The following is a 13,347-nucleotide window of genomic DNA, read 5'->3' as shown; positions in this document are numbered from 1 at the left end:
GGGAGTGCACCTGATGAGTAGTTATTCCTTGTCCTGTACGGACCTCTTTTTCGCCTGGCCCGACGGCGATGTGCTGTTCGACGGGCTCAGCTTCGTCGCGGGACCGGTTCGCTCCGGCCTGGTCGGGCGCAACGGCACCGGCAAGTCCACGCTGCTCCGGCTGATCGCCGGCCGGCTCACCCCGCAACGCGGGACGATCCGGGTGAGCGGTGAGCTCGGCTACCTGCCGCAGGACCTCACGCTGGACACCTCGCTGCGCGTCGACCAGGCGCTCGGCATCGATGCGATCCGGCAGGCCATCACCGCGATCGAGTCCGGCGACGCCTCGGAGGAGAACTTCGCGATCGTCGGCGACGAGTGGGATGCCGACGAGCGCGCCGAGGCGTTGCTCGGCAAGCTCGGCCTCGGTTCGATCGGTCTCGACCGATCCGTCGGTGAGCTGTCCGGCGGCGAGACGATCCTGCTCGGCCTGGCCGCCGAGCTGTTGCGGCGACCCGACGTACTGCTGCTGGACGAGCCGACGAACAACCTCGACCTGCGAGCACGACAGCACCTGTACGACGCTGTCGACCAGTTCCGTGGTGCGTTGCTGATCGTCAGCCACGACCGTGAGCTGCTCGATCGCGTCGACCAGATCGGCGACCTGCGCAAGGGCGACATCACTTGGTACGGCGGCAACCTGTCGGCGTACGAGGAGGCAGTCGCGGTCGAGCAGGAGGCGGCCGAGCGGATGGTGCGGGCGGCCGAGTCCGATCTGCGCAAGCAGAAAAAGGACCTGATCGAGGCCCGGATGAAGTCCGATCAGCGTCAGGCGCGAGGGCAACGTGCTTTCGAGAAGGGCGGCATCCCGAAGATCGTGGCCGGCAACCTGAAGCGCAATGCGCAGGTGTCGGCGGCGAAGCACATCGGGATGCACTCCGATCGGCTGGAGTCGGCGCAGGATGCGCTGGCCGACGCGGAGGCGAAGGTCCATGACGACGACGCCATCCGGGTCGACCTGCCGAAGACCGCCGTACCGGCTGGGCGGATCGTCCTGCGGCTCTCGGAGCACGAGCTGCGGACGGGTGCGTTGGTGGATCTGGAGATTCGGGGTCCGGAGCGGATCGCCTTGACCGGGCCGAATGGTGCGGGCAAGACGACGCTGCTGCACTCGATCACGAGTGGTTCGTTGCCGGCGGTCCCGTTCCGATACCTGCCGCAGCGACTTGACCTGCTCCGCGACGACCTGTCGATCGTGGACAACGTCGGGCTGCTCGCGCCCGCGATCGAGAACCAGGAACGCCGGTCGCGGCTGGCCCGATTCCTGTTCCGCGGCCGGGCTGCGGATCAAATGGTCAGCACGCTCTCCGGTGGTGAGCGCTTCCGCGCAACGCTGGCGGCCCTCCTCCTGGCCGAGCCGCCACCGCAGTTGCTGATGCTCGACGAGCCAACCAACAACCTGGACCTCGCCAGCGTCGCGCAACTGAAGGACGCGCTCGCGTCGTACCAGGGCGCCCTCGTCATCGCGAGCCACGACCTCCCCTTCCTCCGCGACATCGGCATCACCCGCTGGCTCGAGCTCACGCCGGAGTCACTGGAGACGATCGACCCGCTCTAGCCCCTCCTCCTCCCCCTTTGGCTGGCTGACCAGCCAAAGGGGGCTTTGGCGTGTCCGGGGTCACGGTGGTCTTCGGTACCCCCTGGGGGTATGTTGGAGGTATGGATGAGCACGCGGGGCATTCGGCGGTCATGGATCACTCGACTCACGGTGGGGGCTCGGGGGCGATGGGGCATGGGGACCATGCGGCGCAGTTCAAGGACCGGTTCTGGGTCAGCTTGGCGCTGGCAGTGCCGGTCGTGTTCTTCAGCGCGATGTTCGCGGACCTGCTCGGGTACACGCGGCCGGACTTCCCGGGCGCGAGCTGGGTCGCGCCCGTCCTCGGTACGGCGATCTTCCTGTACGGCGGTCGCCCGTTCCTGACCGGTGGTTGGGGCGAACTCACCTCCCGGCGGCCGGGGATGATGCTGCTGATCTCGATGGCGATCACGGTCGCGTTCGTGGCGTCGTGGGTGACGACGCTCGGCATCGGCGGGTTCGATCTGGACTTCTGGTGGGAGCTCGCGCTGCTGATCGTGATCATGCTGCTCGGGCACTGGCTGGAGATGCGCGCGCTCGGTGCAGCCTCCGGCGCGCTTGATGCGCTGGCCGCGCTGCTGCCGGACGAGGCGGACAAGGTGACCGCCGATGGCGTGATCCAGGTGCCACTGCATGAGCTCCAGGCGGGCGACGTCGTACTGGTTCGGTCCGGTGGACGCGTGCCGGCGGACGGGACGGTGGTCGAGGGGCAGGCCGAGGTCGACGAGTCGATGATCACCGGGGAGTCGCGGCCGGTTTCGCGTGGGGTCGGTGACTCGGTGGTCGCCGGAACCGTTGCCACCGACAACGCTCTTCGTGTCGAGATCACAGCGGTCGGCGATGACACCGCGCTGGCCGGGATCCAGCGGTTGGTGGCGGAGGCGCAAGCATCGTCATCCCGAGCGCAGGCGCTGGCCGATCGGGCCGCGGCCTTCCTGTTCTACTTCGCGTCGATCGCCGGGTTGATCACCTTCGTCGTGTGGTCGTTGCTCGGTGAGCTCGATCAGGCCGTCACCCGGACGGTGACCGTGTTGGTGATCGCCTGCCCGCACGCCTTGGGGCTGGCGATTCCGCTGGTGATCGCGATCTCGACCGAGCGGGCCGCGAAGGCCGGCGTACTGGTGAAGAACCGGCTGGCGCTGGAGCGGATGCGTACCGTCGACGTCGTCCTGTTCGACAAGACCGGCACCCTGACCAAGGGCGAGCCCGCCGTGATCGGCACCGCCCCGGTGGACGGCGTGACGGAGAGCGAGCTGCTGGAGCTGGCCGCCGCGGTGGAGGCGGACAGCGAGCACCCGTTGGCGCGAGCGATCGTCCGCGTCGGCGGTGGGACGGCGAGTGCGACTGAGTTCACCTCGCTCACCGGACGCGGCGTACAGGCTGTTGTCAACGGCAACAAAGTGGCCGTAGGCGGACCGGCGTTGCTCCGCGAGTACGGCGTTGCTGAGCCGGCTGAGCTCGAGTCGCACGTGGCGGAGTGGAAGGCGCAGGGCGCGGCCGTGCTGCATGTACTGCGGGACGGGCAGGCCATCGGTGCGATCGCTCTCGCGGATGCGGTCCGGGAGGAGTCGCGGCAGGCCGTAGACGCTTTGCACCGTCGCGGTGTGCGAGTCGCGATGATCACCGGGGATGCGCATCAGGTGGCCGAGGCCGTGGCGAGTGAACTGGGGATCGACGAGGTCTTCGCTGAGGTACTGCCCGGTGACAAGGACGCCAAGGTCAGCGAACTGCAGGCCCGCGGGCTCAAGGTTGCCATGGTCGGCGACGGCGTGAACGACGCCCCCGCCCTGGCCCGAGCCGAGGTCGGCATCGCGATCGGCGCAGGCACGGACGTGGCGATCGAGTCGGCCGGCGTCGTACTGGCCGCGGACGACCCGCGCGCCGTCCTCTCGGTGATCGACCTGTCCCGCGCCAGCTACCGCAAGATGTGGCAGAACCTCGTGTGGGCCACCGGCTACAACGTCATCACCGTCCCCCTGGCCGCCGGCGTACTCGCCTTCGCAGGCATCCTCGTCTCGCCCGCCGTCGGCGCCCTCCTGATGTCGATCTCCACCATCGTCGTAGCCCTCAACGCCCAACTCCTCCGCCGCCTCGACCTCAGCTCCGACCGCCCAACCCACTAACCCACCCGCGCCCACCAGCCCCCTCCCACCAGCCCGCGCCCACCTCACCCCCTCCGACCTCACCCCCTCCCACCCCGCGCCGCCCCGCCCCGCGCCACTCCGCCCCGCCCGACCCCGCGCCGCCCCGGCACTCGCCCATTCCACCTCCGCCTCCGGCAATTTGAACGGATAACCCCGCAAGTTGTCCCTTCTCCCCTGGTAATTCGAGGGGAGAAGGGACAACTTCAGGGGATATCCGGTCAAATGGCATCAGGAATGGGGGCGGGTCGTGGGGGTTGGGAGGGGTTGTTCGGTACGGCGGGGTGGTTGCTCGCCAATCCGTCTGCGGCCGGGGGCGTGAGCTCGGGGTTGCTCGCCGCTGCGGCCGATTTACAGTGGCGGGTGGTTGGCGTGGGCGCGGGGTTGAGGGGGATGGTGCGGTCGGTGACCGCGGCTCCCGTTGTCTGAGCTTCCGGGCTGTGGCTGAGGTCCAAGATCGGCGCCGAGGAGATGGTTCGGTCGCTATGTGGACAAAACGTTCCAGCCAGCGAGCAGGATGGCCGGCAGGGGGCGTGTTTCGCGTTATGGGTGAACTTTTCGGATCTCTGCGCCGAAAAAGTCACCGATAACGACCAGGCGGACCCCAGCGCGCGGGCGTTGGTCACGTCAATTGGTGAGTTTTAGGGACTCGGTGACGAAAATCCACCCAGTTAGTGAGGGTCGCCGGGCGCGGCAGTACCCCCGGCGACCTCGGCGGCCGCCATTTGGTGGGTTAACCCATGAGGTGGTGGGTTCTGGACTCGTATGCGGGTGCAGAACCCACAAGTTGATGGGTGGACCCATCAAATGGGGGATGGCCGGTGAGGGTTGCCGGGTGCGGGGGTACTCCCGGCGGCCTCTGCGGCCGCTATTTGGTGGGTTAGCCCGTGAGGTGGTGGGTTCTGGACTCGTATCGGGTGCAGAACCCACAAGCTGGTGGGTGAACCCATCAAATGGGGGGTGAGGGGTGAGGGCTTGTGGGGGTGTTCGGCGCGGTGGGTCACTTTGCAGGCCTGCTCGCTACCGGCGGCAACCGAAGCCCGGAAGCTCAGGCGACGGGAACTGTGGTCGCTGACGGGTCCATCTCCCTCAGCCCCGCGCCGGACGCCAGCCACCCGTCACTGTAAGTCGGCCGCAGCGGCGAGGAACCACGAACCCACGCCCCCGGCCGCAGAGGGAATGGCGAGCAACCATAGCGCCACATCACTGGCCGTCAGCGTCGGCCGATGCGGCGAACTGCTCGGGGTCGTGGGCGCAGAAGATGGTGGAGTCGGTGTGGTGGTGGAGTTCGGCGAGGCGGGCATGGTTCGAGCGGACCTGGGCGGGGTTGAAGGCGACCGCTCGTTCGTTGAGGCGCAAGGAGAGGGGGATTGGTCGGCCTTCGAGGGTGTTGCGGTGGAAGAAGGCGTCGCCTGCGTGGACCAGCCGGCCGTTGTCGACGGCAACGGCCGCGTGGCCGCGGGTGTGGCCGGGCAGGGGGATCAGTACGACGTCGGGCAGGATCTCGCGGACGGCGGTGAAGCCGTTCCAGGTATCGCCATCGGCCGGCCACTCCACCAGGTGTGGACCGTGGGACCACTGCGCGGCCTGATAGCGCCGCCGTTCCTGCCACGACGGCGCATGTACGGCGGCCCGCGCCTCAACTGCGGTCACGTGCACAGCGGCGGCGGGGAAGTCGGCCAGCCCACCGATGTGGTCGAGGTCGAAATGCGTCAGGACCACATGCTGTACGTCGTTCGCCGTGAAACCGAGCGCCTCGATCTGCCGAAGAGCGGTCTCGGCCGGGTCGAGCGCCGGCCGGATCAACCGTCGTACCGGGCCGAGCCGGCGCGGATCCGCGATGTCGGCCAGCCCGAACCCGGTGTCGACCAGGACCAGACCGGCCGGGGACTCGAGCAGCAGCACGTGACAGACCAGCGGCGCGCCCGGGAAGCGGAGCGAACCGCAGTTGAGGTGGTGGACCCGCATCAGCGCGGCGCGGTGAGGAGTTCGGGGCGGCCGATCTGAAGGACCAGTGATGCGGTGTCGAAGTAGACGCGCTCGATCGTGATCCGGTCACCGGTGAAGAAGAACACCGCGATCACCGGTACCCGGAACGCCTTGCCGGTCGGCGGCAGCCCGTAGAACTCGCCGAGGTTGGTCCCGAGCAGGTCGAACTCGACGATCACCGAGTCGGCGGCCGCGTGGAAGCGGACGTTGTCGTGCCGCTGGTCCGGGAACGCGGTCCGGGTCAGCGTGTAGTACGCCATCACCTCTTCGGCGCCGTCGAACCGCTGTCCGGTCGGCACGATCTCGTACAGCGGATGCCCGTCGAACGTCGCCAGCGTCAGGTCGAACTCCTGCGTGACCTCGGTGTCCATGTGTTCCTGGATCACCGCGATCCGCCGGGCGGCCAGGTCAGCGTCCACACTCAGTTCCATGCTGCGAAACCTTAGGCGAACCGAGGGCCCCGGCTACTCGGTCGGCGCGTCCTCACGCAGCAGACCGGTCGACTTCAGGTCGGACCACAGTGCGGCGGGGATCGCAGCGCCGTACAGGTCGTGGTTGACCTGCACCTCGTGTGCGTTGCGGCAGCCGACCGCGATCCCGGCGACGGCCGGGTGGAAGCGTGGGAAGGCAAGCGCAGCAGCCGGCAGCGTAACTCCGTGCGACTCACACACATCGGCCAACTGGTTCGCTTTCGCGATCAACGCTTCAGCGGCGGGTGCGTAGTTGAAGGTGGTGTCCTTGGCCGGACGCGGCTGCGAGAGCAGGCCGGAGTTGAAGACGCCGACAGCAATGACCTGTACGTCGTTCGCCAGGCAGGCCGGCAATACGTCGTCGAGGCCGTCGGGGTCGATCAATGAGTAGCGACCGGCGAGCATGATCACGTCGATGTCGATCTCGGTGACGAACCGGGTCAGCATCGCGGTCTGGTTCATGCCCGAGCCGATCGCGCCGATCACGCCCTGGTCGCGCAGCTCGATCAGGGTGGGGAAGGCGGTCGCGACGGCCTCGTCGTAGTGGTCGTCCGGGTCGTGCACGAACACGATGTCGAGGCGATCGGTGCCGATCCGGCGGAGCGAGTCCTCGATACTTTGCAGGACGCCGTCGCGGCTGTAGTCGAAGCGGCGGCGGCGCTTGGAGACGACCGCGAAGCCGTCGCCGTCCGGTGCCTCCGTGTCGGCCTCGTAGATGATCCGGCCGACCTTCGAGGACAGCACGTACTCGTCACGTGGCTTGCCGGCCAGGCCCCGGCCGAGCCGCTCCTCGGCCAGTCCGAGGCCGTAGTGCGGTGCCGTGTCGAAGAAGCGCCAGCCCGCGTCCCAGGCCGCGTTCACGGTGGCGAACGCGTCCTCCTCGGTCACCTCGGTCTGCAGCCCGGCTAGTGGGGCTCCACCGAGGCCAATGCTCAAGTCCCCGAAGATTTTCACGAGCGGACCGCCGGGAGGCGCAGGTTCTGCATCCCACCGTCGACGGCGATCGCCGTACCGGTGGTCGATCCGGCCAAGGGGCCGGCCAGGTACGCGATCGCGAGGGCGACCTCATCGGCCGACACCAGACGGCCCATCGGTTGCCGGGCCTCGAGCGCGGCGCGCTCGGCCTCCGGGTCGGCGGCGGCGTCGAGCAGGCGACCGACCCACGGGGTGTCCGCCGTACCAGGGTTCACGCAGTTCACCCGGATGCCTTCGCGGACGTGGTCGGCGGCCATCGCCATCGTGAGGGCCAGTACGGCGCCCTTGCTGGCGGAGTACAGGGCACGGTTCGGCAGGCCGGCGGTGGCGGCGATCGAGCAGGTGTTGACGATCGCGGCCGCTTGAGACTTGCGCAGGTACGGCAGCGCGGCGCGGGTGACGCGGGCGATGCCGACCACGTTGACGTCGAGCACGCGGTGCCATTCGTCGTCGTCGTTCGCCGTGACGTTGCCCTGGGCGCCGATCCCGGCGTTGTTCACCACGATGTCGATCCCGCCGAGCTGCAGCGCGGCGGCCGCGACCGCGGACCGGACCGAGCTGTCGTCGGTGACATCGGCCGCGATGCCGGTCAGCGGCTCGGGGACATCCGGCTTGAGGTCGAACACGACCACCTGCGCGCCGCGCTCGGCGAGCAGGGTGGCGGTCGCGAGCCCGAGGCCCGACGCGCCGCCGGTGACAACAGCTCGCAGGCCGGTGAAGTCGGTCACTGGTTCTCCTTCGTCAGATCGTTCCAGATCTTGCCACCCGGGTACCGGAAGTCGGTCAGCGTCTCGGCGTCCATCTCGGCGCCGAAGCCCGGCTTCACCGGTGCCACGTAGTGCCCGTCCCGGATCACGACCGGGTCCAGGAAGTGCTCGTGCAGGTGGTCGACGAACTCGATCACGCGGTCCTCGACCGACCCGCTGACCGCCACGTAGTCGAACATCGACAGGTGCTGGACCAGCTCACACAGTCCTACCCCACCGGCGTGCGGACACACCGGTACGCCGAACTTCGCGGCCAGCAGCAGGATCGCGATGTTCTCGTTGACCCCGGCGACCCGGGCGCTGTCGAGCTGCAGCACGGACAGCGAGCCGGCCTGCAGCATCTGCTTGAACACCACCCGGTTCTGCACGTGCTCACCGGTGGCGACGCGGGTCGGGGCGATCGCCTTGGCGATGGTCGCGTGGCCGAGGATGTCGTCCGGGCTGGTCGGCTCCTCGACCCACCAGACGTCGTACGGCGCCAGGGCCTCGATCCACCGGATGGCGTCGCCGACGTCCCAGCGCTGGTTGGCGTCGATCGCGATCCGGATGTCCGGTCCGACGGCCTCGCGGGCCAGCCGCATCCGGCGGATGTCGTCGTCGAGGTCCGCGCCGACCTTCAGCTTGATCTGGGTGAACCCCTCGGCGACCGCCTCGTGACACAGCCGGACCAGCTTCGCGTCGTCGTACCCGAGCCAGCCGGGTGTCGTCGTGTACGCCGGGTATCCGCGCTCGCGCAGTAGCGCCTCGCGCTCGGCCCGCCCGGCCTGGCCCTTGCGCAGGATCTCCAGCGCTTCGTCCGGAGTGAGCGCGTCGGTCAGGTAGCGGAAGTCGACGAGGGCAACGATCTGCTCCGGCGTCAGGTCGGAGAGTAGTTTCCAGAGCGGGACACCGGCGCGCTTGGCGGCCAGGTCCCAGACCGCGTTGACGACCGCGCCGATCGCCATGTGCATGACGCCCTTCTCCGGGCCCAGCCAGCGCAGCTGCGAGTCGTGCACGAGCGACTTCCAGAAGGCGCCGAGGTCGTCCAGCGTCGCCTCCACGTCGAGCCCGACCACGTGGTCGCGGAGCGCCTCGATCGCAGCGGTCTGGACGTCGTTCCCGCGGCCGATCGTGAACGCGAACCCGTGCCCTTCGAGCCCGTCCTCGGCGTCGGTGCGCAGGATCAGGTACGCCGCGGAGTAGTCCGGGTCGGGGTTCATCGCGTCGGAGCCGTCCAGGTCCAGCGAGGTGGGGAAGCGGACGTCGTACGTCTCTAACTCGGTGAAACGTGCCATGGAGTGACCCGATCTGGTGCGGAGGGCGGTCTGTCGCAACGAATCCTATAGGATATGTGGCAGCTTCGGCAGGGGGTGTGGACCGCCGCCACTCACTAACTGGGCCGCCCACCGCCACCCGCACGCTCAGCACCTCTCCGCAGGAGCTGCCGGCGGGAGGTTGGACGGTGGCGGAGGTCCGCCGGATACAGTCGCCTCATGACTGCGCTGCGCCTGGGCCAACGCACTTTCGGGGCCAACGAGTTCGCGCTCATGGCGATCGTGAACCGGACTCCGGACTCGTTCTTCGACCGGGGCGCGACCTTCGCCACCGACGCGGCGTACGCGGCGATCGACCAGGCGGTCGCGGACGGTGCCGACCTGGTCGACATCGGTGGCGTGAAGGCCGGGTACGGCGAACCGGTCAGCGAGGACGAGGAGCTCCGGCGGACGGTCGATTTCGTGGCCGGGATCCGCGCCCGACACCCGTCGCTGGTGATCAGCGTCGACACCTACCGCAGCGGGGTCGCGCGGCGCGTGGTCGAGGCCGGGGCCGACCTGCTCAACGACACCTGGTCGGGTTCCGATCCCGATCTCATGTACGCCGCGGCCGAGTTCGGCGCCGGGCTCGTCTGTAGCCACGTCGGCGGGCTCTCGCCACGCACCGACCCGCACCGGATGGCGTACGACGACGTGGTGGCCGACGTGATCCGTACGACGACCGGCCTGGCCGAGCGCGCGGTCGCGGCCGGGGTGCGGCGGGACGGGATCCTGATCGACCCGACGCATGACTTCGGCAAGAACACCCTGCAGTCGCTCGAGCTGACCCGTCGCCTGGACGAGCTGGCCGCGACCGGGTGGCCGGTGCTGGTGGCCGTGTCCAACAAGGACTTCATCGGCGAGACGCTCGAACTGCCGCCAGGTCAGCGGGGGAACGGGACGCTGGCCGCGCTGAGCATCTCGGCCTGGCTTGGTGCCCGCGTGTTCCGGGTACACGACGTACCGGCGGCGCGCCAAGCGCTCGACCTGATCGCCGTACTGCGGGGGACCGCCCAGCCCGCCGGAACCCGAAGGAGCCTGGCCTGATGCGCCAACTCGACGAACTGTCCGACGACGAACTGATCGAGGTCTACCGCGTCGAGGACCGCACGGTTCCGCACCTGCGGGCGAATTTCGTCAGCAGCCTGGACGGCGCGGTCGAGATCGACGGCCAGTCCAAGGCGTTGTCGAGCGACTCCGACAGCCGCGTCTTCAGCATGATCCGCCGGCTGGCCGACGTCGTACTGGTCGGCGCCGGCACCATCCGCGACGAGGGCTACACGCCGCTGCGGTTGTCGGCGGCCAGCCGTGAGTGGCGCAAGGCCAACGACCTGGCCGAGAACCCGACCCTCGCGGTCGTGTCTTCGCGACTCGAGTTGAGCCCGGTGAACCCGATCTTCAAGTCGGCCGAGCGGCCGATCGTGATCACCCACGAAGCCTCCCCGCCGGACCGCCGCGAGGCCCTGGCCGAGGTCGCCGACCTGGTCGTACTCGGTGATTCTGAGGTGGACCTCCAGGCGGTGGTCGAGGAGTTCGCCGCTCGCGGGATGCCGCAGATTCTCTGCGAAGGCGGTCCGCACCTGCTGGGCGCCCTGACGGCAGCTGACCTGGTCGACGAGTTCTGTCTGGCGTTGGCACCTCTCCTGGCAGGCCCCGGCTCCGGCCGCGTCACCGCCGGCGTGCCCACCACGCTCACCCGCCAACTGAGGTTGGCCACGAGCCTGGGCGCCTCCGACGACTACCTCTTCTTCCGCTACCTCCGGGAGTCCTGACGTGCCCGTAGTCGCCGCCGCCGTCTGCCCCCACCCACCGCTCCTCGTCCCCGAAGTAGCCTCTGGCGCGGCATCCGATCTGGACGAACTCCGCGCTGCCTGCCTCGCAGCGATCGACGGACTGGCCACGGCCGACAGCGTGCTGGTGGTCGGCTCGGCGGCGACCGACGCGACGTACGACGGGCGCACCGGCGGTTCCTTTGGCCCGTACGGCGCTCCGACCGTCCGCATCGGCTCCGGGGATCCGGTCCTGCCGCTCTCGCTGGCGATGGGCGGTTGGCTCCTCGACCAGTCGAAGGCTGCTCACGTCTCCCGGATCTATCGCGCCGTACCGGTTGATGCGCCGCCCGCCGACTGCTTACAGCTCGGCAAGGAGCTTGCTGGAGGCAACGATCGGCTCGCGCTGCTGGTGATGGGGGATGGGGCGCCGCGACGCAGTGAGCACTCACCGGTCCACCTGCATCCGCTAGCAGAGATCTTCGACAGTACCGTCGCACAAGCCTTCGCGGCCGCGGATGCCGACGTACTGGCTGCTCTTGACCCAGACCTGGCGACCGAGCTGCAGGCCGCCGGCCGTGCACCCTGGCAGGTGCTGGCGGGGGCGCTTGGTGGCCTAAGCGGTGAGTTGGCCTACCACGCCGCGCCGTACGGGGTCGGCTACTTCGTAGCGTCGTTCAGCTGACCGGAACGTCCGGCCAGCGCGGTGCGGTGTCGGCCAGGTCCTCCCGGCCAGCAGCGCGCAGCTGCTCAACCAGCTCATCACGTGCAGCTTGTACGACGGCTACCGCGGCCGCCTCGGTCTCGTGCGGGCCCGACCAGTTGCAGACGGCATTCCCGGCGTACCAGCCAGAGCCTGTACGGCGTACGTGGGCCGCAGCGAGTCGCGCAGCGGGCAGTGTGGTCGCGGCGAGCTCGATGACCGCGTCAACGGCCACCACTGGTGCTGTCAGGTCCAGCACTGGACGTAGCTCGACAGCGTCGGTGCGGACAAACTCATAGCCCGCAGGAGCCCGCTCTGCCAACCAGGCAAGGGCTTCCGCGGCAGTCTGCTCCAGCAGCTCCGGTTCGGCGAGCGTATGGACGCCGCACTGCCGGGTGTGCGTCGGACGCAACTCGTTCTGCCAGAGCCGCACCTGGAGCTCATCACGGCCGGACAGCCGCCGGCCGAGGATCCGGGCCAGTCCAACGACGTCGAAGTTCAGCTCGTCCGGAGTGCGTTTCCGCCCTGGCTCGAGTGGCATGCCCGGCAGTGTCCCCCGAGTGGTCCACGGCCCGACATGCCACCGAGTCAGAACAGTCACACCCGCACCCTATGCCTTGGCAGGTGCGTCCACGCCGAAGGTCTTGGCCAGGTCGGTCAGGATCGCCCAGGCGCCCTGCAGACCGACGGCGGTCATCCAGGTCAGGTCGGGGACCTCGTGCACCTTGGGCGCCAGCGGCTTCCACAGCGGGTTGGCCTTGAACTCAGCCGCGGTCTTGGCGCCCAGGCCCTTGTCGTCGGCGAACTGGGTGACGAAGATCGCGTCCGCGTCGGCGTCCTTGATCCGCTCGGCGCTGATCTCCAGGGCGAAGCCCTCGACGTCCTGCGACTTCGGCCGGGCCAGGCCGGCGTCCTTCAGCACGATGCCGGAGTAGGTCGCCTTCTGGTAGAGCCGGGTCGGGCCGTCGAGGAAGCGGACCACCGAGATGGTCGGGTTCTTCGCCTTCGCATTGATCGCGTCGCCGACGGACTTGGCCGCCTTCTCGTACGACGTGATCTCCTGCTCGGCCAGGGTCTCCTGCCCGAGCGCCTTCGCCTCGAGCCGGATGTTGTCCTTCCAGGTCGGCCCGGTGGTCTCCGACATGATCGTCGGCGCGATCTTGGAGAGCTGGTCGTAGAGCTTCTCGTGCCGGACCTTGGCGGTGATGATCAGGTCCGGGGCGAGGTCGGCGATCTTCTCCAGGTTCGGCTCGGCCAGCGTGCCGACCGGCTGGGCATCCTTGCCGAGGGTGTCGCGGTCGGCGCCGAGGTACTCCGGCAGCTTGTCCTTGATGCTGCGGTAGTCGGTGTAGCCGACGACCGGGGTGTCCAGGATCAGCGTGGCGTCGACGAAGCTGGCGTCCAGCGCGACGACCCGCTTCGGCTTGGCCGGGATCTCGGTCTTGCCCATCGCGTGCTCGATCGTCCGGGGGAACCCGGTGCCGGCCGAGCCGGACGCCTCGGGGGTCTTGCTGTCGTCGGACGAGCCACAGCCGGTGAGGGCCAGTGCGGTGACGGCGAACAGGGCGGTGATGCGGGCCAGTCCGGGGCGGTGGGGCGGGGACGGTAGTGGCACTCGCACGGGTC

The 13,347-nt window shown here is 68.9% G+C and carries 12 protein-coding genes; 5 read left to right on the top strand and 7 right to left on the bottom strand.

The window, feature by feature from the left end:
• Positions 1 to 13 precede the first annotated feature (13 nt).
• Together ACIA49_RS16240 and ACIA49_RS16235 are read left to right on the top strand one after the other, a co-directional pair.
• Positions 14 to 1,597, top strand: coding sequence for an ABC-F family ATP-binding cassette domain-containing protein (locus tag ACIA49_RS16240; RefSeq protein ID WP_396377959.1), 1,584 nt, complete (start codon positions 14 to 16; stop codon positions 1,595 to 1,597).
• 101 nt (positions 1,598 to 1,698) lie between these two features.
• The gene (locus ACIA49_RS16235) at positions 1,699 to 3,738 is read left to right on the top strand and encodes a copper-translocating P-type ATPase (RefSeq protein WP_396377958.1); all 2,040 of its coding nucleotides are present in this window, start codon (positions 1,699 to 1,701) and stop codon (positions 3,736 to 3,738) included.
• Positions 3,739 to 4,959: 1,221 nt separating this feature from the next.
• On the opposite strand, the gene ACIA49_RS16230 is transcribed toward ACIA49_RS16235, so the two are convergent.
• From ACIA49_RS16230 to ACIA49_RS16210, 5 genes are read right to left on the bottom strand one after another with little or no spacing between them, the layout of a single operon-like run.
• Complete coding sequence (locus ACIA49_RS16230) at positions 4,960 to 5,724, bottom strand: MBL fold metallo-hydrolase (RefSeq protein ID WP_396377957.1); 765 nt, start codon at positions 5,722 to 5,724, stop codon at positions 4,960 to 4,962.
• Positions 5,724 to 6,176 (bottom strand): ester cyclase, encoded by a 453-nt coding sequence (locus ACIA49_RS16225; RefSeq protein ID WP_396377956.1) that lies wholly within the window; start codon positions 6,174 to 6,176, stop codon positions 5,724 to 5,726. Before ACIA49_RS16225 ends, ACIA49_RS16230 begins: the two co-directional genes overlap by 1 nt.
• A gap of 33 nt (positions 6,177 to 6,209) precedes the next feature.
• Positions 6,210 to 7,151, bottom strand: coding sequence for an aldo/keto reductase (locus tag ACIA49_RS16220; protein WP_396377955.1), 942 nt, complete (start codon positions 7,149 to 7,151; stop codon positions 6,210 to 6,212).
• Positions 7,152 to 7,165: 14 nt separating this feature from the next.
• Complete coding sequence (locus tag ACIA49_RS16215; protein WP_396377954.1) at positions 7,166 to 7,918, bottom strand: SDR family NAD(P)-dependent oxidoreductase; 753 nt, start codon at positions 7,916 to 7,918, stop codon at positions 7,166 to 7,168.
• Positions 7,915 to 9,231 carry an L-fuconate dehydratase gene (locus ACIA49_RS16210; RefSeq protein ID WP_396377953.1) on the bottom strand — a complete coding sequence of 439 codons (1,317 nt, stop codon included), beginning with the start codon at positions 9,229 to 9,231 and terminating at the stop codon, positions 7,915 to 7,917. Before ACIA49_RS16210 ends, ACIA49_RS16215 begins: the two co-directional genes overlap by 4 nt.
• A 198-nt stretch (positions 9,232 to 9,429) precedes the next feature.
• On the opposite strand from ACIA49_RS16210, the gene folP reads away from it, so the two are divergent.
• From folP to ACIA49_RS16195, 3 genes are read left to right on the top strand one after another with little or no spacing between them, the layout of a single operon-like run.
• Positions 9,430 to 10,296 (top strand): dihydropteroate synthase, encoded by an 867-nt coding sequence (gene folP, locus ACIA49_RS16205; protein WP_396377952.1) that lies wholly within the window; start codon positions 9,430 to 9,432, stop codon positions 10,294 to 10,296.
• Entirely contained in the window at positions 10,296 to 11,021 is a 726-nt protein-coding gene (locus ACIA49_RS16200; RefSeq protein ID WP_396377951.1) for a pyrimidine reductase family protein, read from the top strand. Before folP ends, ACIA49_RS16200 begins: the two co-directional genes overlap by 1 nt.
• Before the next feature lies 1 nt (position 11,022).
• The gene (locus tag ACIA49_RS16195) at positions 11,023 to 11,703 is read left to right on the top strand and encodes a hypothetical protein (protein WP_396377950.1); all 681 of its coding nucleotides are present in this window, start codon (positions 11,023 to 11,025) and stop codon (positions 11,701 to 11,703) included.
• Here the strand turns inward: ACIA49_RS16195 and ACIA49_RS16190 are convergent.
• Positions 11,696 to 12,262, bottom strand: a complete 567-nt coding sequence (locus ACIA49_RS16190; RefSeq protein WP_396377949.1) for a hypothetical protein — start codon at positions 12,260 to 12,262, stop codon at positions 11,696 to 11,698. The genes ACIA49_RS16195 and ACIA49_RS16190 overlap by 8 nt on opposite strands.
• A 69-nt stretch (positions 12,263 to 12,331) precedes the next feature.
• A complete protein-coding gene (locus ACIA49_RS16185; RefSeq protein ID WP_396377948.1) occupies positions 12,332 to 13,342 on the bottom strand; it encodes an ABC transporter substrate-binding protein in 1,011 nt (336 codons plus the stop codon).
• Positions 13,343 to 13,347 lie beyond the last annotated feature (5 nt).

Origin of the sequence: Kribbella sp. NPDC051587, assembly GCF_044453945.1 — a bacterium.
Taxonomy (GTDB): Bacteria; Actinomycetota; Actinomycetes; order Propionibacteriales; family Kribbellaceae; genus Kribbella.
Note: the sequence above shows the minus strand (reverse complement) of the source record. Positions and strands in the feature narration are given on the sequence as shown.

What these genes read in the sequence shown, in the direction of transcription:
- ACIA49_RS16240 (WP_396377959.1), top strand. Translation starts at nt 14, where the DNA reads ATGAGTAGTTATTCCTTGTCCTGTACGGACCTCTTTTTCGCCTGGCCC.
- ACIA49_RS16225 (WP_396377956.1), bottom strand. Translation starts at nt 6,176, where the DNA reads ATGGAACTGAGTGTGGACGCTGACCTGGCCGCCCGGCGGATCGCGGTG.
- folP (WP_396377952.1), top strand. Translation starts at nt 9,430, where the DNA reads ATGACTGCGCTGCGCCTGGGCCAACGCACTTTCGGGGCCAACGAGTTC.
- ACIA49_RS16230 (WP_396377957.1), bottom strand. Translation starts at nt 5,724, where the DNA reads ATGCGGGTCCACCACCTCAACTGCGGTTCGCTCCGCTTCCCGGGCGCG.
- ACIA49_RS16200 (WP_396377951.1), top strand. Translation starts at nt 10,296, where the DNA reads ATGCGCCAACTCGACGAACTGTCCGACGACGAACTGATCGAGGTCTAC.
- ACIA49_RS16190 (WP_396377949.1), bottom strand. Translation starts at nt 12,262, where the DNA reads ATGCCACTCGAGCCAGGGCGGAAACGCACTCCGGACGAGCTGAACTTC.
- ACIA49_RS16235 (WP_396377958.1), top strand. Translation starts at nt 1,699, where the DNA reads ATGGATGAGCACGCGGGGCATTCGGCGGTCATGGATCACTCGACTCAC.
- ACIA49_RS16210 (WP_396377953.1), bottom strand. Translation starts at nt 9,231, where the DNA reads ATGGCACGTTTCACCGAGTTAGAGACGTACGACGTCCGCTTCCCCACC.